The sequence below is a fragment of the Micromonospora sp. CCTCC AA 2012012 genome, from assembly GCF_040499845.1.
GTDB classification, from domain to species: domain Bacteria; phylum Actinomycetota; class Actinomycetes; order Mycobacteriales; family Micromonosporaceae; genus Micromonospora; species Micromonospora mangrovi.
Genome location: NZ_CP159342.1, coordinates 6,090,804 through 6,112,334, shown reverse-complemented (window position 1 = coordinate 6,112,334; position 21,531 = coordinate 6,090,804). Strand labels below are relative to the sequence as shown.

At 74.7% G+C, this 21,531-nt stretch carries 16 protein-coding genes; 10 read left to right on the top strand and 6 right to left on the bottom strand.

What is annotated here, in order from left to right; genetic code table 11:
• Positions 1-138 precede the first annotated feature (138 nt).
• The 5 genes from ABUL08_RS27735 (at position 139) to ABUL08_RS27715 (ending at position 7,750) form a co-directional block, all read left to right on the top strand.
• Positions 139-2,265, top strand: a complete 2,127-nt coding sequence (locus ABUL08_RS27735) for a molybdopterin oxidoreductase family protein (RefSeq protein ID WP_350932963.1) — start codon at positions 139-141, stop codon at positions 2,263-2,265.
• The gene (locus ABUL08_RS27730) at positions 2,262-3,704 is read left to right on the top strand and encodes an FAD-dependent oxidoreductase (protein WP_350932962.1); all 1,443 of its coding nucleotides are present in this window, start codon (positions 2,262-2,264) and stop codon (positions 3,702-3,704) included. Before ABUL08_RS27735 ends, ABUL08_RS27730 begins: the two co-directional genes overlap by 4 nt.
• 88 nt (positions 3,705-3,792) lie before the next feature.
• Positions 3,793-6,318 carry a nitrite reductase large subunit NirB gene (nirB, locus tag ABUL08_RS27725; protein WP_350938875.1) on the top strand — a complete coding sequence of 842 codons (2,526 nt, stop codon included), beginning with the start codon at positions 3,793-3,795 and terminating at the stop codon, positions 6,316-6,318.
• Complete coding sequence (gene nirD / locus ABUL08_RS27720) at positions 6,315-6,662, top strand: nitrite reductase small subunit NirD (protein ID WP_350932961.1); 348 nt, start codon at positions 6,315-6,317, stop codon at positions 6,660-6,662. Before nirB ends, nirD begins: the two co-directional genes overlap by 4 nt.
• On the top strand, positions 6,662-7,750 hold the full coding sequence (locus ABUL08_RS27715; protein WP_350932960.1) for a uroporphyrinogen-III synthase: 1,089 nt from the start codon (positions 6,662-6,664) through the stop codon (positions 7,748-7,750). Before nirD ends, ABUL08_RS27715 begins: the two co-directional genes overlap by 1 nt.
• Positions 7,751-7,810: 60 nt before the next feature.
• Here ABUL08_RS27715 and ABUL08_RS27710 read toward each other — a convergent pair whose 3' ends face one another.
• The 4 genes from ABUL08_RS27710 to ABUL08_RS27695 form a co-directional block, all read right to left on the bottom strand.
• Positions 7,811-8,434, bottom strand: coding sequence for a GTP-binding protein (locus tag ABUL08_RS27710; RefSeq protein ID WP_350932959.1), 624 nt, complete (start codon positions 8,432-8,434; stop codon positions 7,811-7,813).
• Positions 8,415-8,777, bottom strand: coding sequence for a DUF742 domain-containing protein (locus ABUL08_RS27705; protein ID WP_350932958.1), 363 nt, complete (start codon positions 8,775-8,777; stop codon positions 8,415-8,417). The genes ABUL08_RS27710 and ABUL08_RS27705 overlap by 20 nt, the downstream gene beginning before the upstream one ends.
• A gap of 68 nt (positions 8,778-8,845) precedes the next feature.
• A complete protein-coding gene (locus ABUL08_RS27700; protein WP_007465177.1) occupies positions 8,846-9,253 on the bottom strand; it encodes a roadblock/LC7 domain-containing protein in 408 nt (135 codons plus the stop codon).
• On the bottom strand, positions 9,250-12,390 hold the full coding sequence (locus tag ABUL08_RS27695; protein WP_350932956.1) for a sensor histidine kinase: 3,141 nt from the start codon (positions 12,388-12,390) through the stop codon (positions 9,250-9,252). The genes ABUL08_RS27700 and ABUL08_RS27695 overlap by 4 nt, the downstream gene beginning before the upstream one ends.
• Positions 12,391-12,835: 445 nt before the next feature.
• Between ABUL08_RS27695 and ABUL08_RS27690 the strand changes: the two genes are divergently transcribed.
• Complete coding sequence (locus tag ABUL08_RS27690) at positions 12,836-14,017, top strand: ABC transporter substrate-binding protein (protein ID WP_350932955.1); 1,182 nt, start codon at positions 12,836-12,838, stop codon at positions 14,015-14,017.
• A 51-nt stretch (positions 14,018-14,068) separates the two neighbouring features.
• On the opposite strand, the gene ABUL08_RS27685 is transcribed toward ABUL08_RS27690, so the two are convergent.
• Complete coding sequence (locus ABUL08_RS27685; RefSeq protein ID WP_350932954.1) at positions 14,069-14,902, bottom strand: ABC transporter permease; 834 nt, start codon at positions 14,900-14,902, stop codon at positions 14,069-14,071.
• Between the two features lie 100 nt (positions 14,903-15,002).
• On the bottom strand, positions 15,003-16,031 hold the full coding sequence (locus tag ABUL08_RS27680) for an ABC transporter substrate-binding protein (RefSeq protein WP_350932953.1): 1,029 nt from the start codon (positions 16,029-16,031) through the stop codon (positions 15,003-15,005).
• A gap of 284 nt (positions 16,032-16,315) precedes the next feature.
• On the opposite strand from ABUL08_RS27680, the gene ABUL08_RS27675 reads away from it, so the two are divergent.
• The 4 genes from ABUL08_RS27675 to ABUL08_RS27660 all read left to right on the top strand — a co-directional run bounded on the left by ABUL08_RS27675 (position 16,316) and on the right by ABUL08_RS27660 (position 21,495).
• On the top strand, positions 16,316-17,107 hold the full coding sequence (locus ABUL08_RS27675; RefSeq protein WP_350932952.1) for an ABC transporter ATP-binding protein: 792 nt from the start codon (positions 16,316-16,318) through the stop codon (positions 17,105-17,107).
• A 2-nt stretch (positions 17,108-17,109) separates the two neighbouring features.
• Positions 17,110-18,060: an LLM class F420-dependent oxidoreductase gene (locus ABUL08_RS27670; protein ID WP_350938873.1), complete on the top strand. Its 951-nt coding sequence runs from the start codon at positions 17,110-17,112 to the stop codon at positions 18,058-18,060.
• Positions 18,057-18,365 carry a cupin domain-containing protein gene (locus ABUL08_RS27665; RefSeq protein ID WP_350932951.1) on the top strand — a complete coding sequence of 103 codons (309 nt, stop codon included), beginning with the start codon at positions 18,057-18,059 and terminating at the stop codon, positions 18,363-18,365. Before ABUL08_RS27670 ends, ABUL08_RS27665 begins: the two co-directional genes overlap by 4 nt.
• Positions 18,366-18,441: 76 nt before the next feature.
• Positions 18,442-21,495: a hypothetical protein gene (locus tag ABUL08_RS27660; RefSeq protein ID WP_350932950.1), complete on the top strand. Its 3,054-nt coding sequence runs from the start codon at positions 18,442-18,444 to the stop codon at positions 21,493-21,495.
• Positions 21,496-21,531 lie beyond the last annotated feature (36 nt).

The following is a 21,531-nucleotide window of genomic DNA, read 5'->3' as shown; positions in this document are numbered from 1 at the left end:
CCACTATTCAGGATTTTTGTCCCACATTCTAAACCGTGCGGACCGTTCCGTCACTGTCGTGCGGTGTGAGGCGCTCTTGACAGGACCGAAACAGAAGGGACCCGGAGCGGAAACTGCCCGACGGCACGCTTTGCCGACATGACAGACGGTGCACGGACGGCGACCCGACCGGGGCCTGCGCCCCGCCAGGCGGCCACGCACTGCCCGTACTGCGCGCTCCAGTGCGGCATGACGCTGCGCGAGACCGACGGTCGGGTGGAGGTGCTGCCCCGGCAGTTCCCCACCAACCGGGGCGGGCTCTGCCAGAAGGGCTGGACCGCCGCCGAGCTGCTCGACCACCCGGACCGGCTGACCACCCCGCTGCTGCGCGACCGGCCCGGCGGCGAGCTGCGCCCGGCCAGCTGGGACGAGGCGCTGGACCGGATCGTCACCGGCATCCGCACCGTCCAGGCCGGACACGGGCGGGACGCGGTCGCCGTCTTCGGCGGCGGCGGACTGACCAACGAGAAGGCGTACGCCCTCGGCCGGTTCGCCCGGGTCACGCTGCGGACCAGGCTGATCGACTACAACGGCCGCTGGTGCATGTCGTCGGCGGCGGCGGCCGGGACCCGGGCCTTCGGCATCGACCGGGGGCTGCCCTTCCCGCTGACCGACCTGGGCCACGCGGACACCCTGCTGCTGGTCGGGGCGAACCCGGCCGAGACGATGCCCCCGCTGATGCGGCACCTCGCCGACCAGCGGCGGCGGGGCGGTCGACTGATCGTGGTCGACCCCCGGGTCACCGCCACCGCCCGCCAGGCCGACCTGCACCTGCAACCGCTGCCCGGCACCGACCTCGCCGTCGCCAACGCGCTGCTGCACATCGCACTCACCGAGGGCCTGCTCGACCGGGACTACGTGGCCGCCCGCACCACCGGCTTCGACGAGGTCCGTCGGACCGTCGCCGGCTGCCTGCCGGCCGAGGTGGAACGGCTCTCCGGGGTGCCGGTGGCCGACCTGGAAGCCACCGCCCGGGCGCTCGCCACCGCCGACCGGGCGATCATCCTCACCGCCCGGGGCGCCGAGCAGCACGCCAAGGGCGTGGACACCGTCACCGCCTTCATCAACCTGGCGCTCGCCCTCGGCCTGCCCGGCCGCCCCGGCTCCGGCTACGGCTGCCTCACCGGGCAGGGCAACGGGCAGGGCGGTCGGGAACACGGGCAGAAGGCCGACCAGCTCCCCGGCTACCGCCGGATCGACGACCCGGTGGCCCGCGCGCACGTGGCCGGGGTCTGGGGGGTGCCGGTCGACGAGCTGCCCGGGCCGGGGGTGCCGGCGTACGAGCTGCTGGACTCGCTCGGCACGCCGGAGGGGCCGAAGGCACTGCTGGTCCTCGGCTCGAACCCGGTGGTCTCCGCGCCCCGGGCGGCCCGGGTCGAGTCCCGGCTGCGCGCGCTGGACCTGCTGGTGGTGGCCGACTTCCTGCGCTCCGAGACGGCCGAGCTGGCCGACGTGGTGCTGCCCGTCGCGCAGTGGGCCGAGGAGGACGGCACGATGACCAACCTGGAGGGTCGGGTGCTGCGCCGCCGCGCCCTGCGCGAACCGCCCCCCGGCGTCCGCACCGACCTCGCCGTCCTCGCCGACCTCACCGCCCGGCTGGACGCTTCCGCCCACCCGTCCGATCCCCGGTCGGCGGATCCGCGGGCGGTCTTCGAGGAGCTGCGACGCGCCTCGGCCGGCGGTCCGGCGGACTACGCGGGGGTGACCTGGGACCGGATCGACACCGACACCGGTGTCTTCTGGCCGTGCCCGGTGGTCGACGGCCCGGACACCCCCCGGCTCTTCGTGGACTCCTTCCCCACGCCGGACGGGCGGGCCCGGTTCCGGCCGGTGACGCACCGCCCGGCGGCCGAACCGGTCGACGCCGCCCATCCGCTGCACTTCACCACCGGCCGGGTGCTCGCCCACTACCAGTCGGGCGCGCAGACCCGGCGGGTCGACGCGCTGCGCCGGGCCGCCCCGGGCGGCTTCGTCGAGCTGCACCCCGACCTGGCCGCCCGACTCGGCGTGGCCGACGGCGACGAGGTACGCGTCGTCTCCCGCCGGGGTGAGCTGCGCGCACCGGCCCGGCTCACGCCGACGATCCGGCCGGACACCGTCTTCGCGCCGTTCCACTGGCCGGGCGCGGCCCGCGCCAACTCGGTCACCAACGACGCCGTCGACCCGGTCTCCGGGATGCCGGAATTCAAGATCTGCGCCGTACGCGTCGAGAGGGCGGAGCCGTGAGCGAGCGGATCGTGATCGTCGGGTACGGCATGGCCGGCGCCCGCCTCGCCGCCGAGCTGCACGCGCTGGGCGGGGACCGCAAGGTCACCGTGCTCGGGGCGGAGCCGCACCGGGCGTACAACCGGATCATGCTCTCCACCCTGCTCGCCGGGAAGCTCGACGAGCCGGACGTGGAGCTGACCGACCTCGCCGGGCAGGGCGTGGACGTGCGGACCGGCGCGGCGGTCACCGCGATCGACCGGGCCGCCCGGCAGGTACGCACCGACGACGGCGACCGGCACCGCTACGACCACCTGGTCCTCGCCACCGGCAGCCGGGCGCTGGTGCCGCCGCTGCCCGGGCTCGACCCGCTGCCCGAGCGGGTGGTCCCGTTCCGCACCCTGGACGACTGCCGGCGCATCCTCGCCGTCGCCCGTACCGCCCGCAGCGCCCTGGTGCTCGGTGGTGGGCTGCTCGGCCTGGAGGCCGCACGCGGGCTCGCCGCGCGGGGGCTGGCCGTGACCGTGGTGCACCCGACGGGGCACCTGATGGAGCGGCAGCTCGACCCGGTGGCCGGGGCGGTGCTGGCCGGCACCCTCGCGCGCCTGGGGGTGCGGACCTCGCTGGCGGTCCCGGCGACCGGGGTGACCGCCGACGCCGACGGGGTCCGCCTCGACCTGGCCGACGGCCGCCACCTCCACGCCGACCTGCTGGTCCTCTCCTGCGGCGTACGCCCCGACACCACCCTCGCCGCCGCCGCCGGGCTCACCGTGGACCGGGGCGTGGTGGTGGACGACCGGCTGCGCACCAGCGACCGGCGGATCTCGGCGATCGGTGACTGCGCCCAGCACGACGGGACGCTGACCGGGCTGGTCGCCCCCGCCTGGGCGCAGGCCCGGGTGGTGGCCCGGGTGCTGGCCGGCGCGGACCCGCTGGCCCGCTACCGGCCCCGTCCGGCGGTGACCCGGCTCAAGGCGGCCGGGATCGACCTGGCCGCGATGGGCGACGCGGTGGGTGACCCGCCCGCCGGGGACCCGGTGGAGGAGCTGACCTTCGCCGATCCGGCCCGGGGCACGTACGCCCGGCTGCGGATCCGCGACGAGCGGGTGACCGGCGCGATCCTGCTCGGCGACAACCCGGCCGTCGGCACGGTGGTGCAGCTCTTCGACCGCGGCGCGCCGGTGCCGGCGGACCGCCGCTCGCTGCTGCTGGGCCGGGCGTTCGGCGCGGTGCCGGCGGCGCCCGCGGCGTCCCCGGCGCTGATGCCGGACGCGGCGACGGTCTGCCAGTGCAACGACGTCAGCAAGGGCGAGCTGGTGGCCTGCTGGCGTACGGGCGCGCGGACGGTCGACGCGCTGTCGACCGCGACCCGGGCCGGCACCGGCTGCGGCGGCTGCCGGGACGCCCTCGCCGGCATCGCCGGCTGGCTCGCCGAGGCCGACCCGGTGGCGACCCGATGACCGGGCGACCCGCCGCGCGGCGGCGGCAGCGATGACCCGACGACCCGGTGGAGGTGACGGGATGGACCCCGATGCGGTGGAGGTGGGGATGAACGGCGGCAGGCTGGTCGTCATCGGCAACGGCATGGTCGGGCAGCGCTTCGTCGAGGCGTTGCGGGCCCGGGACACCGACGGGCGCTGGCGGGTGACGGTGCTGGCCGAGGAGCGGCGGCCCGCGTACGACCGGGTGCGGCTGTCGGCCTTCTTCGACGGGGTGGACGCCGACGAGCTGAACCTGCACACCCCCGACGACGGGGTCGAGCTGCGGCTCGGCGAGCCGGCCACCGGAATCGACCGGGCCCGGCGGGTGGTGACCACGGCGGCCGGGGAGCACCCGTACGACGCGCTGGTGCTCGCCACCGGGTCGTCCGCCTTCGTGCCCCCGGTGCCCGGCACCGAGCTGCCGGGCGTCTTCGTCTATCGGACGCTGGACGATCTGACGGCGATCCGGGCGCACGCCGAGGGTCGGCGGACCGGCGCGGTGATCGGCGGCGGCCTGCTCGGCCTGGAAGCGGCGAACGCGCTGCGCCTGCTCGGCCTGGCGACCAGCGTCGTCGAGTTCGCGCCCCGGCTGATGCCGGTGCAGGTGGACGAGGCGGGCGGGGCGATGCTCCGGCGCTACGTGCAGGAGCTGGGCGTGCGCACGTACCTCGGGGTGGCCACCACCGCGCTGCGGCCGGGCCCGGACGGCGCGGTCGCCGCGCTGGACCTCTCCGACGGCGGCACGGTCGACGCCGACCTGGTGGTGGTGGCCGCCGGTATCCGGCCCCGGGACGAGCTGGCCCGGGCGGCCGGGCTGGCGCTCGGCCCGCGCGGCGGGGTGCTGGTCGACGCGACCTGCCGGACCGCCGACGAGCGGATCTGGGCGGTCGGCGAGTGCGCGGCGGTCGACGGCACCTGCCACGGCCTGGTCGCCCCCGGCTACGCCACCGCCGAGGTGGTCGCCGACCGGCTGCTCGGCGGGGCGGCCACCTTCCCCGGCGCGGACACCGCCACCAAGCTGAAGCTGCTCGGGGTGGACGTGGCGTCGTTCGGCGACGCGCACGGCACCACCCCGGGTTGCCTGGACGTCACCTTCACCGACCCGGCCACCCGGTCGTACGCGAAGCTGGTCCTCTCCGACGACGCGCGGACGCTGCTCGGCGGCGTGCTGGTCGGGGACGCGAGCGCCTATCCGACGTTGCGGGCCAGCGTGGGCGGGCCGCTGCCCGGTCCCCCGCTGGCGCTGCTGGCGCCGGCCGGCGGCGCGGGGGCCGGGGCGGGCGCGCTGCCCGCGGCGGCGCAGGTCTGCTCCTGCAACGCGGTGACCCGGGAGCAGATCGACGCGGCGATCGCCGACGGCTGCGCCGACGTGCCGGCGCTGAAGGCGTGTACGCGGGCCGGTACGAGCTGCGGCTCCTGCGTGCCGATGCTGAAGCAGCTCCTCGACGCGGCCGGGGTGCGGCAGTCCACCGCGCTCTGCGAGCACTTCGACGCCAGCCGCCAGGAGCTGTTCGAGATCGTCCGGGTCCGTGGCGTCCGCACCTTCTCCCAGCTCGTCGCCGAGCACGGGCGCGGCCGGGGCTGCGACATCTGCAAGCCGGTGGTCGCCTCGATCCTCGCCTCGCTCGGCGCCGGGCACGTGCTCGACGGCGAGGCGGCGTCGTTGCAGGACACCAACGACCACTTCCTGGCCAACCTGCAACGCGACGGCAGCTACTCGGTGGTGCCCCGGATCCCGGGCGGCGAGATCACCCCCGAGAAGCTGATCGTGATCGGCGAGGTGGCCCGGGACTTCCGGCTCTACACCAAGATCACCGGTGGGCAGCGGATCGACCTGTTCGGGGCGCGGGTCGAGCAGTTGCCGCAGATCTGGCGCCGGCTGGTCGACGCCGGCTTCGAGTCCGGCCACGCGTACGGCAAGGCGCTACGCACGGTGAAGTCCTGCGTCGGCGAGACCTGGTGCCGGTACGGGGTTCAGGACTCCGTCGGGCTGGCCGTCGCACTGGAGCTGCGCTACCGGGGACTGCGCGCGCCGCACAAGCTCAAGTCGGCGGTCTCCGGCTGCGCCCGCGAGTGCGCCGAGGCACGCAGCAAGGACTTCGGCATCATCGCCACCGACACCGGCTGGAACCTCTACCTCGGCGGCAACGGCGGTTTCCGGCCCCGGCACGCCGACCTCTTCGCCACCGACCTGAGCACCGCGGAACTGGTCCGGCTGATCGACCGGTTCCTGATGTTCTATGTCCGCACCGCCGACCGGTTGCAGCGCACCGCCGCCTGGATCGAGGCGATGGAGGGCGGCCTCGACCACCTGCGCGCGGTCATCGTCGACGACTCCCTCGGGCTCTGCGCCGACCTCGACGCGGCGATGGCCCGGCACGTCGCGTCGTACTCCGACGAGTGGCGGGACGTCCTCGACGACCCGGACCGGCTGCGCCGCTTCACCTCCTTCGTCAACGCGCCGGACGTGCCGGACCCCTCCATCACCTTCGCCGTCGAACGCGGCCAGCCCGTACCGGCAGGCACGCCGACGGCCACCACGGAACGCCGGCGGCAGCCGGTCGCGCTCGGACTCCCGGAGGTACGCGGATGATCACCCTCGACACCCTCACCTGGACGCCGGTCTGCCGGCTGGACCGGCTGGACCCCGACCGGGGCGTCGCCGCGCTGGTCGACGGCGTGCAGGTGGCCCTCTTCCGCACCGGCGGCGAGCTGTACGCGGTGGACAACCTCGACCCGGTCGGCGGCGCGTACGTGATGTCCCGCGGCATCGTCGGCAGCCGGGCCGGCGTGCCCACGCTCGCGTCCCCGCTGCACAAGCAGGTCTACGACCTGCGGACCGGGCGCTGCCTGGACCTCTCCGGCGTGCTGCTGCGCCGGCACGAGGTCCGCTGCCGGGACGGGGTGGTCGAGGTGCGGCTGCGACAGGAGGAGTGATGGCGGACGAACTGGCGGGCTTCACGATCGGGGTGACCGCCGACCGGCGCCGCGACGAGCTGGCCGCGCTGCTCCAGCGGCGCGGCGCCCGGGTGGTGCTCGCCCCCGCCCTGCGGATCGTGCCGCTGGCCGACGACACCGACCTGCGCGAGGCCACCCGGGCCTGCCTGGACCGGCCGCCGGACGTGCTGATGGCGAACACCGGCATCGGGATGCGCGGCTGGCTGGAGGCGGCCGAGGGCTGGGGGCTCGCCGAGCCGCTCCGGTCGGTGCTCGGCCGGTCGTACGTGGTGGCCCGTGGCCCCAAGGCGCGCGGCGCGATCCGGGCCGCCGGGCTGCACGACCAGTGGTCGCCCGACTCGGAGAGCTGCGAGGAGGTGATCGCCCACCTGTGCCGGCGCGGAGTGGCCGGGCAGGTCGTCGCCATGCAGCTGCACGGCGACCGGCAGCCGGAGTGCACCGAGGCGCTGGAGGCGGCCGGGGCGACGGTGATCGAGGTGCCCGTCTACCGGTGGGCCCCGCCGACCGATCCGGCCCCGCTGCACCGGCTGATCGACCTGGTCGCCGGGCGGCTGGTGGACGCGGTGACGTTCACCTCCGCGCCGGCCGCCGAGGCGCTGCTGCGGGCGGCCGGGGACCGTACCGAGACGGTGCTGGCGGCGCTGCGCGGGGACGTGCTGGCCAGCTGCGTCGGCGCGGTCACCGCGGAACCCCTGGTCCGGCGCGGGGTGCCGGTCAGCGCCCCCGCCCGGGCCCGGCTCGGCGCCCTGGTCCGGCAGATCGTCGACGAGCTGCCCCGCCGCACGGTCACCGTCAAGGCGGCCGGGCACCTGCTGACCCTGCGCGGGCACGCCGCCGTGGTCGACGGGGAACTGCGTCCGCTCGCCCCCGCGCCGATGGCGGTGCTGCGGGCGCTCGCCGCCACCCCCGGTCGGGTGCTGTCCCGGACCGCGCTGCTGCGTACGCTGCCGCGCGGCGCTGACGAACACGCGGTGGAGATGGCGGTGGCCCGGCTCCGGGTGGGGTTGCGGGCCCCCCGGGTGGTGCAGACCGTCGTCAAGCGCGGCTACCGGCTCCGGGTCGACTGACGGACGGGCCCCTTCCCACCGGGGTGGCGAAGGGGCCCGTCCGGGAGCCGGGTCGCCGGCTCAGCCGACGGGGGCCGGGTAGCCCCGGCCGTGCTCCGCCTGGAGGCGCAGCATGGCGTGCTCGACGACCGTCACCAGCACCTGCTTGACCGAGTCCCGGTGTCGGGCGTCGCACTGCACCAGCGGCACGTCGCGCGAGATGGCGAGCGCCTCGCGGACCTCCTCCAGCTCGTACTGCGGGGCACCGTCGAACCGGTTCAGCGCCACCACGTACGGCAGGTTGCGGTTCTCGAAGTAGTCCAGCGGTGCGAAGGCGTCGGTGATCCGCCGGGTGTCGACCAGCACGGCCGCGCCCACCGCACCCCGGATGATCTCGTCCCACATGAACCAGAAGCGGGTCTGGCCCGGCGTGCCGAACAGGTACAGGATCAGGTCCTGCGCCATGGTGATCCGGCCGAAGTCCATGGCGACCGTGGTGGTCTCCTTGCCCGGCACCTTGGACGGGTCGTCGATGCCGACGCCGGCGGCGGTCATCAACGCCTCGGTGGTCAACGGTGTGATCTCGGAGATCGCACCGACCAGGGTCGTCTTGCCCACGCCGAAGCCACCCGCGACGACGATCTTCGCGGAGATGATCTCCCGGCTGCGGCGTGCCCCGGCGGGGTCATAGTTCGCGAAGTCCACTTAGCACCCTTCCAAGCAGGTTCATCCGCTCCTCGAACCCCTCAGCGGGAGCGGCAGTGTGTAGCGTCAGCAGGCCCTCGGCCACCAGGTCGGCGACCAGTACCCGGGTGACGCCGAGCGGCATCCGGGTGTACGCGGCGATCTCCGCCAGCGACTGTGCCCGGCCTTCGCAGACCGTGGCGATGCGGTACTTGTCGTGCCCGGCGAAGCGGGACTCGGCGACCTGGGTGGGAGTGCACGACAGCACCGCTTCCAGGGCGATGTCCTGGAGGGGCTCGGTGCGGCCACGGGTGACCGCGTACGGTCGCACCAGCGCGCCGCGCGGGTCCCGCCGTTGGTCCATTCGCGATCACCTCCCTCCGTACGGAGCCGGGTCGGCTCCGGATCACCTTTCCCCTGTGACGTGCGTGGTCAGGACCGGACGGCGTCCCGGGGCAGCGGGACCAGGGCCGCGCCGACCCGCTCCACCAGCAGCGCCATCTCGTAGCCGACCTGGCCCACGTCACAGCTGCGCGCGGCGAGCACCGCCATCGAGGAGCCGTCACTGATCGACATGAGGAACAGGTAGCCGCTGTCCATCTCGATCACCGTCTGGAGCACCCCGCCCGCGCTGAACATCCGCGCGGCACCCTCGGTCAGGCTCACCACGCCGGAGGTGATGGCGGCGAGCTGGTCGGCCCGGTCCCCGGGCAGGTCCCGCGAGGACGCGAGCAGCAGCCCGTCCGCCGACACCGCCACCACGTGGGCGATGCCCGCCACGCTGTCGGCGAAGTTGGTGAGCAGCCAACCCATGTCCTGCATGGCCGCTGGCCTGTTCATCGGTTCGTCTCCTTGGTCGAGGTGCTGTTCAGGTCCGCGCCGGCCGTCCTGCCGCGCTGCACACCGCGGTGGTAGGCGGAGAGCAGGCCGCGTACTTCGTCCGGGGTGCGCCGGCTGCGGTCCCGGCCGCCCTTCGGTTCGATGCCGCCGGGCACGAGCTGCGCCTGCGGCACCCGCTTCGGCAGCCCGGAGCGGGTGGTCCCGGCGGTCGCCGGCTCGGCGGCCTTCGACGCCCGGTTCCACCCCTCGTCGGCCGCCGTCCGCCAGGCCTCCGGATCCACCGCCGGCGGCGCCGACACGGGCGTCACGGGCGGGGGTACGGGGGCGGCGGGCGACGCCGACGGCGGAGTGTACGACGGCGGTGGCGGCTGGGTGGTCCCGCCGCCGTCCGCCTGGGCGCCCGGGGTCCGGGTGGCCAGCGGCGGCCGGGCCGGGGTCGCGACCGGCTGCGGTGCGGGCGCGGCGGCCGGCTGCGGTGCCGCCGCGGCCGGCGGCTGGTCGAAGTCGGGACGGGTGAAGATGGCCGTCGCGTCGTCGCCGTGCGAGCGGAACCAGACCGCTTCCATCTCCCGGAAGATCGGCGCCTCGGCCGGGAGGGCCGGCCGGGCCAGGACCGGGGCGGCCGGCGCCACGGGCACGCTCGGCGGGCTGGCGGCGGCGGTCGCACCGGCCACCGGGCCGACCGGGAGCACCGGGGCGGCGGGCGCCGCGGCGGCCGACGGTGCGGCAGCCGACGGTGCGGCAGCCGACGGTGCGGCGGCCGCGAAGGCGGACGTCATCGGGGCGGGGGCGTCGGCGCTGCCGGGGGTCCGCTTGGGCAGCGGCGGCAGGGTGGAGTACGCGACGGTGGGCGTGCCCACCGAGACCCCGCCGTTGTCGGCGAAGGCGGGCTGCGCGGGAACCGGCGGCGCGGAGACCGGGGCGACCGGCAGCGGGGGCAGCGCGTCGGTGCCGCCGAACTGCACCGCCGGGGCGGTCTCCCGCGGCTCGGCCGGGGCCTGCCACGGGGCGGGCGCCGCCGGTGCCGCGCTGCGCCACTGCTCGGTCAGCGTCGCGGTACGACCGGCGCCGACCAGCGGGTCGGACTGGCCGAGCGGGGTCAGCGGCGTCTGCTCGACGGCCGCCGGCTGCCGCGGCCGGGTCAGCGAGGCCTGGTCGCGGCCCCGACCCGCCGGCAGGACCACGGTGGAGTTCGGCAGGGTCACCTGGGCGACGGTGCCGCCCTCGACGTTGCGACGCAGCTCCACCCGGATGCCGTAGCGGGAGGCGAGCCGGCTCACCACGGCCAGACCCATCAGCCGGAACGCCGCCACGTCCACGCTCGGCGGCGCGGCCAGCCGCCGGTTGAGGGAGTCCATCTGCTCGTCGGTCAGCCCGAGGCCCCGATCCTCCACCTGGATCAGCACGTAGTCGCGGATCCGGCGGCCGTCGGCCACCACGGTGGTGTTCGGCGGGGAGAACCGGGTCGCGTTGTCGAGCAGCTCGGCGACCAGGCGGACGACGTCGTTGACGGCGTGCGCGGCGACGGAGATGTCGGTGTCGACCGTGCCGAACTCGATCCGGTTGTAGAGCTCCACCTCGGACTGGGCGGCCCGCAGCACGTCCACCAGGAGGGCGTCGTCGCGGCGCGGCACGGTCGAGTCGGCACCGGCCAGGACCAGCAGGTTCTCGTCGTTGCGACGCATCCGGGTGGCCAGGTGGTCGAGTTCGAAGAGCTGGGCGAGGCGCTTCGGGTCCTCCTCGCCGCGCTCGATCGCGTCCAGCTCGCCGATCATCCGGTCGACCAGGTTCTGGCTGCGCCGGGCGAGGTTGAGGAACATCGCCGAGACGCTGGTCCGCAGCGCGGCCTGTTCGGCGGCGACCCGGACGGCCTCCCGGTGCACCACGTTGAAGGCGACCGCCACCTGGCCGACCTCGTCCCGGTTGGTGAGCCGGATCGGGTCGCGGACCTGCCGGACGATCTCGTCCACGCCGCCGTCGCCGATCGCGTTGACGTTCTGCAGCCGGGCGACCGCGTCGGGCAGGTCGTGGTTCGCCACCGCCAGGGCGCCCTCGCGCAGCCGGCGCAGCGAGTGGTTGAGCGAGCGGGCCAGCACCACGGCGAGGGTCACCGCGATGATCAGGGTGAGCAGCACCAGCAGCGACTCGACGACCGCCTGCCGGATCACGTCGGTACGGGCCTGCTCGGCGTCGGCGAGGAGACCGTCCTGGAGCTGGATCTCGGCCCACCGCATCAGGTCGTCGACCGCGCCGATCGCGGCGGTGGCCTCCTCCGGCCTCACCAGCGGCCGCGTACCGACCGAGCGGGAGATGTCGCCGGCCACCCGGTCGGCGAGGGTGACCGCGTCGCCGGAGACGGTGCGGTCGACCAGTGCCCGCTGGTCCGGGTCGGCGGAGCGGGAGAAGGTGAGCAGGGCCTCCTGCTGCCCGGTGAGGGTGGCGACGAAGGAGGAGAACCGTTCGTCGTCGACCCGGCCGGCGAGGAGCGCGGTGTACGCCACCGCCTCCTCCTCGGCCACGGCCGCCTTGGCCCGGCTGAACGCGGCGACCGCCCGCAGGTCGGCCGCGAGGCTCTCCGCGCCGGGCTGCTGTGCCAGGACGTCGCCGTAGGCGACCAGGTCGGTGAGGATGATGCCGTAGCGCAGGCTGGCCTCGGCCACCGGCATCTGCTGCCGGTCGAGCACCTCCTGGCGGGTGCCGTTGAGGGTGGCCAGGTGGTCGTCGATCACCTTGAGCCGGTCGCGCACCGCCGCGGGCAGGTCGTTGAGCCGGCCCCGCTCGTCGCGGTACGCGGCGATCCGCTCGTCGGTACGGCGTACCCGCAGGTTGTAGTCGTCCGGGCGCTGGTTCGGCAGGGCCAGGTAGGTCGCCGCCGCCATGCGTTCCTTGTGCAGGTCCTGGGTGAGCGCGGAGATGTCGATGGAGAGCGCGGTCAGGGACCGGATCCGGGTGGCGTCGGAGGCGTCCTCACCGACCGAGACGAGTCGGATACCTGCCAGTGCGATGACGGCGGCGACCGGGACGACCAGGATGAGGGCGAGCTTGGAGCGGATGCGGGCATCCCGGATCCGGGGCATCCGTCGGCGGTTCCGCTCTCCCGCGCCGGTGCTCTCGGGCAGGGTCGTAGGTCCGCTCACGACATCGCCTCCGTCGTTCTTTCCACGCCTGACCCGCTGACCCGCGCCTGGTGCAGCGGCCAGCGCCACGCGCGGCACGGCCGCGATTTCATCAGAGAAGATCCTGTTTGGGAAGCGGCGGTGTGGCAGGAATCGGTCGGCGGGGACGGAACCCGTGATCCGGTCAAGAAATACCTACTTTTCTCCACGCCCCTGAACTGGGGATGTATATCCAGAGTGGTCACTCGCATCTGCAAAGTGATGGTTCGTAAACATTCCGTTACCCCACGATGTGGGATGGGCGTCCCGAAAAGCTCCACCACCCGCGCTTGACCACAGGGCCCGGCATTGGCAAGGTTTTGCAGGCTTCGCGCACACCGTACGGCAGACCAATCCCGTTCCTCCACTGAGGACGGACAAGCGGCGGTGTCCGGGCTCCGCCCGCGCCGCACCTGGAGGACCCAAGTTGAGCCCCATCCGCTCCGCGAGCGTCGCGGCGCTCGCCTCGGCCGTACTGGCCACCACGCTCACCGGCTGCCAGTTCGGCGAGGAGCAGCAGGACACCAGTCCCATCGTCATCGCCGCGGACCTCGAACTGTCCGGTGCCGCCGCGCCCATCGGGAAGGCGTACCAGCGGGCGTTGGATCTGAAGGTCGAGCAGTTGAACTCCTCCGGCGCGCTCGGCGGCCGGAAGATCGAGCTCAAGGTGAAGGACAACCGCTCCGACGCCAGTGAATCCTTGCGGAACATCAACGATTTCAGCAACGATTCCCACGTCAGCGCCATCATCATGGGCGGCTGCAACGAATGCGCGGTCGGCGCGGCCCGGACCATCGTCGACAAGCGGATTCCGACCATCGCGCTGGCCTCTGCCAGCGGCATCACCGAGCCGGTCGCCGAACGTCGCTACGTCTTCAAACTGGCCCCCAACGCCGCCGACAGCGCGGCCACCCTGACCAACGAACTGACCCGGCGCGGCATCCGCAAGGTGGCGGTGCTCAACAGCGCCGACACGTACGGCCAGGAGGGGCTCTCGGCGCTGCGCAACCAGTTCGCCCGCACCGGCATCAAGCTGCTGCGCGCCGAGTCGGTCCGGACCACCGACACGGATGTGAGCAGTCAGGTCGGCGCGCTGGTCGGCCGCAAGCCCGACGCGCTCGTCGTCTGGACCCCACCGGAGCAGGCGTCCCTGGCCGCCGCCAACGCCCAGCAGGCGAAGTTCACCGGTTCGCTCTTCTTCGACGCGTCCGCCGCCGGGGACCTCTTCCTGGGCGGCTCGGCCCGCTCGGTCGAGCGGGCCACGCTGGTCTTCACCCAGACCATGGTGATCGACGACGTCATCGCCACCACCCCGGCCAAGGCCGCCCGCCGGCAGTGGTTCCAGGACTACACCGCCCGCTTCGGCAGCTACAACGGCTACTCCTCGTTCGCCGCGGACGCGGTCCAGCTCATCGCCGACGCCGAGCTGCGCGCCGGTGGAGCCGCGGGCAAGGTGGACCGCGAGGCCGTCCGGGACGTCCTGGAGACCTCGCAGCTGGACGGCCTCTCCGGGCCGATCAGGATGACCCCGGACAACCACTCCGGACTGATGCCGCAGGCGCTGACCACGCTGGTCGCCCGGGGCGGTCGCTGGCGCCTCTCGGGCTGAGCCCGTCCGCCGCGGCCCGCCGGAATCCGCCGGCGGGCCGCACCGGGAGGGTCAGCGGGCCGAGGTGGTGGCCCGCACCCAGGGCAGGGCGAGGCGCTCGACCAGGGTGAGCGCGGCGTACAGCAGGATGCTCATCAGCGCGATCAGCACGATCGCCGCCCACGCCGTCGCGGTGTCCCCGATGCCGTTGTACTGGAGGATCTGGAAGCCCAGGCCCGGCTGGTCGGAATAGAACTCGCCGATCACCGCGCCGATCGCCGCCAGCGGCATCGCCACCTTCAGCCCCACGAAGATCTGCGGCAGCGCCGCCGGGAACCGCACCTTGCGGAACGACTGCCACCACGAGGCGTTCAGCGACCGGGCCAACTCGGCCAGGTCCGCCGGGGTGGTGGTCAGGCCGGTCGCGGTGGAGAGCACGATCGGAAAGAAGCAGAGCAGGAAGACCATGGTCAGGATGGGCTTGTGCCCCCAGCCCACCGAGACCACCAGCAGCGGGCCGAGAGCGATCTTCGGTACCGCGTTGACCGCCACCAGCAGGGGCGCGAACATCCGCTCGGCCCGGCGCGACGCGGCCAGGGCCATCCCGATCAGCACCCCGGCGACCGCGGAGAGCGCGAAGCCGACCACGGTCATCAGCGTGGTGATCCCCAGCGCGGGCAGCAGCACGTGCCCGCTCCCGGTGAACGCCCGCCACACCGCCTGCGGCGGCGGCAGGGACGCCGGGTGGACCAGGTGCAGGCCCGAGGTGACCAGCCACCACACCCCCACCGCGATCACCAGGCCGAGTGCCGGCAGCCCCACCGCCGCCGGGCGTACGCCGTCGCGGCGCGGGGGCGCGACGTCGGGTGCCGGGGCGCCGGCCACCGTCGGAGCCTGCTCCGCCATCGTGTCCTCCTCGTCAGGGCCGGTCGACGACCGGTACGCGAAAGGGTGCGACCCACCGGACCCCCCGGCGGGCCGCACCCGGAGTCTCCGAACCGACCCGTCAGGCCTTCGGCGCGAGGTCGAAGTCGATGATCTGGTCGGGGGTGAAGTTCTGCTTGAGCGCGCCCGCGCCCTGAAGCAGGGCGATGCTCTTGGCGACCCGGCCGCTGTCCAGGGTGCCCAGGGCGGTGCCGGAGTTGCTGGACCGGACGTACGCGGCCATCAGCTGGAGCTCGGCGGCCGCGGCGGCCGGGTTGGTGGCGTCCACGTTCTTCTTCAGCATGTCCGCCGCCTCCTGCGGGTGCGCGAGGGCGTACTCCAGGCCCTTGAGCAGCGCGGCGGTGAAGCGCTTGACCGTGTCCGGCTTCTCCTTGGCCATCTTGGTCGAGGTGATCAGCGCGTTGCCGTAGAGGTCCTGCATCACGTTGCTGTACGGCAGCACCACCGGCTTCTTCTTGGTCACCGCCTCGACGGTCGGCTGACCGACGACGAACTGGCCGATGCCGTCGACCGAACCGGAGGCGAGCGTGCCGATCAGCGTCGCCGGCTCACCGTTGACCCAGGTCACCTTGCTGGCGTCGATGCCGGCCAGCTTTGCGTACGTGGGGAAGAGGTTCTTCACCACGGAGCTGGGGGCGTCGGCGAGCTTCTTGCCCTCCAGGTCCTTCGGGGTGGCGATGTTCTTGCCCTCGACCGAGACGATGGCGGCCATGGTGCGCTGCTGGATCGCCGCCACCGCGACGAAGTCCTTGGCCTGGCCGTTGCCGAACTGGAGCAGGCCGCCGGTGAGGTCGATCGGGCCGAAGTCGGCCTGGCCGCCCACGATGGTCTGGATGACCGAGCCGGTGCCCTGACCGGGCTTGATCTCCACGTCGAAGCCGGCGTCCTTAAAGAACCCCTTCTCCTTCGCCACCCAGGCGTAGGAGTCCCGGCCGAAGTTGCCGAAGGAGGTGAGGTAGGTCACCTTCTCCAGCGCGGCACCGTTCGGGGCCTTGGCGTCGGACTTGTCCGAGTCGCTGCCACACCCGGAGACCAGGGCGAGGGCGGTGGCCAGCGCGGCGGCGGCGACCGTACGGGTCAGCCTTCTCATCAGTGCACCATGTCCTTTCCGACCAGGTCGTCTTCACCCGGACGGGTCGTGGGGCCGACGGTGACGGCAGGAGGGGGGAGCCGTCCGGACCGTCGTGAGGGGACTATTCGCTGGCACAGCGTACGAGAAGGCTGGCAGAACGTGTTCGTGCGTACCGGTTGCGGAACGGAAACGAAGTTGCGTGACGGAAACTGACACCAGTCCACCCCGGACGGTGCTATGGGGAGCGATGGCGGTTAACCTTGCCCGACTCGCGACGTCGAGCAGGAGGGAGACCGGCGGAGATGATCCGGCTGTCCGGCGTGTCCCGTACCTTCGAAGGCCGGTCCGGCCGGGTGGAGGCGCTGCGCGGCATCGACCTCGACGTCGCCGAGGGTGAGTTCGTCGCGGTCCTCGGCCGCTCCGGCTGCGGGAAGTCCACCCTGCTGCGCATGGTCGCCGGCCTGCTGCCGGTCACCGCCGGCGAGATCACCGTCGCCGGTACGCCGATCACGAAACCGCGCCGCGACATCGCCATGCTGTTCCAACGCCCCGCCCTGCTGCCGTGGCGCTCGGTGCTGGACAACGTCCTGCTGCCGGTCGAGATCTTCGGCTGGAGCCGGGCGAAGCACCGGGAACGCGCCCGCGAGCTGCTCGACCTCGCCGGGCTGGGCGGCTTCGAGAAGCGCCTGCCGCACGAGCTCTCCGGCGGCATGCAGCAGCGGGTGTCGCTCTGCCGCTCCCTCGTCGGCGAGCCGCGGGTGATGCTGATGGACGAGCCCTTCTCCGCGCTGGACGCGCTCACCCGCGAGGAACTCTCCGGCGAACTCCAACGGGTGCACATGGAGACGAAGGCGACCATCGTCTTCGTCACCCACTCGATCGACGAGGCGGTGCTGCTCGCCGACCGGGTGGTGGTGCTCAGCCCACGCCCCGGCCGGATCCGCAGGATCGTGCCGGTGGACATCCCCCGGCCGCGCACCCTCGGCCGCAACGCGCACCTGGCCGAGGTGGCCCGGGTCAGCGCCGACCTGCACGAACTGCTGATGGAACGGGACGCGCCGGTGGACCTGGCCGCCGGGGCGGGAGGGCGGTGACCATGCGGGTGTCGGTCTTCACCGAGCCGCACCGCGGCGCGAGCTACGACGACCAGCTGCGCTTCGCCCGACTGGTCGAGGCGGCCGGTTACGAGGGGTTCTTCCGGGCCGACCACTACCGGTCGATGGGCGACGACCCGGGGCTGCCCGGTCCGACCGACGCCTGGCTGACGCTGGCCGCGCTGGCCCGGGAGACCTCCCGGATCCGGCTCGGCACGCTGGTCACCTCGGCCACCTTCCGGCTGCCCGGACCGCTGGCCGTGCTGGTCGCCCAGGTCGACCAGATGAGCGGCGGCCGGGTCGAGCTGGGCATCGGCGCCGGCTGGTACGAGCGCGAGCACACCGCCTACGGCATCCCCTTCCCCCCGGTCGGCGAACGGTTCGACCGGCTGGCCGAGCAGCTGGAGATCGTCACCGGGCTGTGGCGCACCCCGCCCGGCGAGACGTACAGCTTCACCGGCGACCACTACACGCTGGTCGACGCCCCCGCCCTGCCCAAGCCGGTGCAGCAGCCCGGCCCACCCGTGATCGTCGGCGGCCGGGGCCCCAAGCGCACCCCCGAACTGGCCGCCCGGTACGCCGACGAGTTCAACATGCCCTTCAAGAGCATCACCGAGACCGCCACCGCGTACGAGCGGGTGCGGGAGGCCAGCGAGCGGACCGGGCGCAGCGCGTCGGGGCGGGCGCCGCTGGTGCTCTCCGCCGGGGTGGTGGTGGCGATCGGGCGTACCGACGCGGAGGCGCAGCGCCGGGCCGCGCCGCTGCACGTCAAGAGCGCCCTGCCGCCGGAGGACCCGGTGGTCGGCTCCCCCGCGCAGCTCGTCGACCGGCTCGGCGAGTTCGCCGCGATCGGCACCACCCGGGTGCACCTGCGCCTGATCGACTTCGACGACCTCGACCACCTGGAGCTCATCGCCGCCGAGGTGCTCCCCCAGCTGGACGGTGCCCGATGACCGCCGCCTCCGACACACCCGAACTCGGCCCGGTCGGGCAGGAGATCGTCTTCGAGAACGACCGGGTCCGGGTCTGGCACATCCGCCTGGCGCCGGGCGAGCGGCAGCCGCTGCACCGGCACGACCACCCGTACCTGGTGGTGGCGATCGAGGGCGCGAAGAACGTGGTGCAGACCGTCGACGGCACCCGGATCGACGCCGACGAGCCGACCGGGGGCGTCGTCTACCGCGACCCGGGTGCGGTGCACATGCTCACCAACGTCGGCGACACGACCTATCTGGCGCGGCTGGTCGAGCTGAAGTAGCCACGCCGACGGCACGTCGCCGCGCCGCGCTGCGCCAAGGTGGCGATCGGGCGCACCGGGCCGTAACGTGCCCGACATGGCCTTTCGGACGTGGGGCAGACTGCTGCTCACGGCGCTCGGGGTGAGCGTGCTGGCCGGGGCCGGCCAGCTCGGCATCGCGTACGGGTTCGGCATCGTGCGCCTGGGTGGCGCGTTCACCGACGGGACGGTCAACCGGTGGCCCGCCCAGCTCGTCTGGGTGGGCTGGTCCGCGGCGATCGCCGCGGTGGCCGGTGCCGTGCTCACCGAACGGCTGGCCCGTCGGGAGGGTTTCCCCGGCGGCACCAGCGAGCAGCTCGCCGTCGCCGGGGCCGCCGCGCTGGGCGCCACCATCGTCGCGCCGCTGTGCATGCAGCCGGCCCGGGCCGCCGAACTGAACACCGTGGACCCCGTCTGGGCGGTCGGCATCTGCGCCGTCCTCGGCGCGGTGGTCGGTGCCGGTGCCGCGCTCGCCGTACTGCTCTGTCCCCCGCTGGGCTGGAACGTCGCCATGACGACCGGGGTCGTCTGGCTGCTCGCGCTGATCTCGGTGGCGCCGGCGCTCGCCTCGACCGGCCCGCTGCCGACCGTACGACTCGGGGTCCTCGAACCCTCCTGGCTGGACGCGGCCACCGCCCAGCGCCTGGCCATGCTGATCCTGCCCACGCTGGCCCTGCTCGCCGGCGCGGCGGTCGGCGCGCTGGCCCGCCGGCACGGCCACACCCCGCTGGTCGGTGGCGCCGCGGGCGCGGCCGGCCCGGTCCTGGTGGCGTTCGCCTACCTGACCGCCGGGCCGGGCGACGGGACCGACCGTTACCAGCTCGCGCCCTACTACGGTGCCCTGATCGCGGTCGCCGCCGGGGCGCTCGGCTCGACGGCCGCGACCGTGCTGCGCCGGCCCGCGGCGGCCGGCGAACCGGCCACCGCGGCGATCGCACCGAGCGAGATCCTCCAGCCGCTGCCCGGCGACGCCGGTGGACTGCCGCACCTCGCCCACCCGGCCGTCCCCGGTGCCGCGCCGCACGCCACCGGTCCGGTCGACCTCGTCGCCGCCGGATCCCCCGACGCGGACCGGCCCACCCCGGCGCACTGGGACTGGCCGGTCAGCGCCGGCAGCACCCCGGCTCCGTCCGGCGCGGAGAGCCCGGCGACCCCGGCCGAGCCCCGGCCGGTCGGTGACCATCGTGAGGTCGGGGCGTTCCCCGCCGCACCGGCCGGCCCCGGGACCCCTCCCCCGGCACAGTCCGGCCCGACGGCCGAGCCGGACGCCGACGACCCGCTCCGGACCACGCCGACCCGGCGGACCTCCGCGATCGACGTGCTCGCCGCCGGCCGCCCGACGCGTACCCCGGACACCGACACCTCGACCCCGGACACCGACACCCCGGCGCGGACCCCCGGCGCCGGTGTCTCGGCCCCGACGCCGGTCGCGCCGACGGCTCCGGCGCCGGCCACCCCGTTGCCGGCCACCATTCCGGCCCCGGCCTCGTTCCTGGCACCGGTCCCGGCCGACCCGGTGGCGTCGGCCGCGCCGCCCAAGCAGCCGGTCCCGTCGGCGGCCCGGTCGAAGCAGCCGGTTCCGTCGGCCACGGCGGCCCGGCCGGTCCCGGCAACGCAGCCGGTCACGCCCCGTGCCGCGGCGGAGTCGACCCCGGCGAAGGACGGGTCGGACCGGGCCGGGACCTCGGCGGGCCCGACCACCGCGCCGGGCTCCACGACGTCGGGTCGCCCGGCTGTCGTCCCCACCGCAGCCCCGTCCACCACCCCGGGCGACACCCCGTCGGCCGGACCGGAGGTCACACCGGCGCCGCCCGGGGAACCGGCACCGGCCACCGCTCCCCCGACCGGCCGGGCCAAGCGGGCCCGCAAGCCGCGTACCGCCGCGCCGTCGACCCCGACCGGCACCGCCTCGGGCCCGGACGAAAAGACCTCGGCAGGCAGCACCTCGGGCCCGGACGGAAAGACCCCGACCAGCGACAGGAAGACCCCGATCGGCAGCGCGTCGGGCCCGGGTGAGAGGGCCCCGACCGGCACCGCCTTCGGCCCGGGCGACAAGGCCCCGCGCGGCAGCGCCTCTGGTCCGGGTGGAAAGGCGTCGACCGGCCCTGCCTCGGGCGAGAAGGGCGCGGCGTCGGCCGCACCGAGCGCGTTGCCGGTGGGCGCCGGCTCGACCGCACCGACCCCGGCCAGCCCGTCGGCGGTGAGCGGGACCGCACCGCAGGCCCCCGCCGACCGGGCAACGGACCGGCCGACCCCGGAGACGGACCGCCCGACGACCGGCGCACCGACCAGCACCGGCGAGGACACCGACGGCGTCCAGGCCACCGGGGCCCCGACCGGCCGCTCCGCGCGCCGCACCCGTCGTACTCCGGCCGAGCCGGCCACCCCCGACCACGGCCCGGGCTACCCGGCAGCGGCGTCGGGCCATCCGGCGGACGCCGCGGTGAGCGGCGAGGTGCCGACCGGCGGAACCGGGGTCACGCCGACCACCGACACCGCCCCGTCGCCCCGCCCGCGTTTCCCGATCTTCGAGGACGCCACGGAGCGCCCCGGCGACGTCCGGCCCGCCTGGCCGATCCGCCCGGCACCGGCCTGGCCGGTCACCCCGCGCGGCACCACCGGCACCCCGGATCCGGCGCCGAACGGCGGCGACGGACGTACGCCGGCCGACCCCGCGCCGCGGCCCCGGCACCGGGCGCTGCCCGACCTGGACCGGGCGGCCAGCTGGGACGCCTTCGGCGCCGCCCGGCGCACCGCCGCCCCGGACGGCGGTGCCACGGGCAGCGACGTCCCGACGGCGCGCACCCCTGACCAGGGCACCCCGACCCGGCCCGCCGACGGGCCGACGCCGGACGCGACGGAGCGGTCGACGGCCGAGGACGGCGACGAGTCCGGCGGCGGGAAGTTCCGGCTGCGGCGGGGCCTGTTCCGGCGGAACCGGGGGAAGGGCGTCGAGGAGCACTCCACCGACCGGACCGGCCGCGACCCGGAGGCCGTGCCGGCGCACGACGAGGAGTACGTCGACTGGGTCACCGGCCTCGCCGGCCCCGCCCGGGACACCGAGTCCGACGAGGCCCGTACGCTCCGGACCGGCCGCCACCACCGCGACTGACGCCGACCCGACGAGGTCGGGCCGACCCGTGGACCG

What these genes read in the sequence shown, in the direction of transcription:
- ABUL08_RS27715 (WP_350932960.1), top strand. Translation starts at nt 6,662, where the DNA reads ATGGCGGACGAACTGGCGGGCTTCACGATCGGGGTGACCGCCGACCGG.
- nirD (WP_350932961.1), top strand. Translation starts at nt 6,315, where the DNA reads ATGATCACCCTCGACACCCTCACCTGGACGCCGGTCTGCCGGCTGGAC.
- ABUL08_RS27680 (WP_350932953.1), bottom strand. Translation starts at nt 16,031, where the DNA reads ATGAGAAGGCTGACCCGTACGGTCGCCGCCGCCGCGCTGGCCACCGCC.
- ABUL08_RS27660 (WP_350932950.1), top strand. Translation starts at nt 18,442, where the DNA reads ATGGCCTTTCGGACGTGGGGCAGACTGCTGCTCACGGCGCTCGGGGTG.
- ABUL08_RS27700 (WP_007465177.1), bottom strand. Translation starts at nt 9,253, where the DNA reads ATGAACAGGCCAGCGGCCATGCAGGACATGGGTTGGCTGCTCACCAAC.
- nirB (WP_350938875.1), top strand. Translation starts at nt 3,793, where the DNA reads ATGAACGGCGGCAGGCTGGTCGTCATCGGCAACGGCATGGTCGGGCAG.
- ABUL08_RS27675 (WP_350932952.1), top strand. Translation starts at nt 16,316, where the DNA reads ATGATCCGGCTGTCCGGCGTGTCCCGTACCTTCGAAGGCCGGTCCGGC.
- ABUL08_RS27685 (WP_350932954.1), bottom strand. Translation starts at nt 14,902, where the DNA reads ATGGCGGAGCAGGCTCCGACGGTGGCCGGCGCCCCGGCACCCGACGTC.
- ABUL08_RS27705 (WP_350932958.1), bottom strand. Translation starts at nt 8,777, where the DNA reads ATGGACCAACGGCGGGACCCGCGCGGCGCGCTGGTGCGACCGTACGCG.
- ABUL08_RS27665 (WP_350932951.1), top strand. Translation starts at nt 18,057, where the DNA reads ATGACCGCCGCCTCCGACACACCCGAACTCGGCCCGGTCGGGCAGGAG.
- ABUL08_RS27735 (WP_350932963.1), top strand. Translation starts at nt 139, where the DNA reads ATGACAGACGGTGCACGGACGGCGACCCGACCGGGGCCTGCGCCCCGC.
- ABUL08_RS27670 (WP_350938873.1), top strand. Translation starts at nt 17,110, where the DNA reads ATGCGGGTGTCGGTCTTCACCGAGCCGCACCGCGGCGCGAGCTACGAC.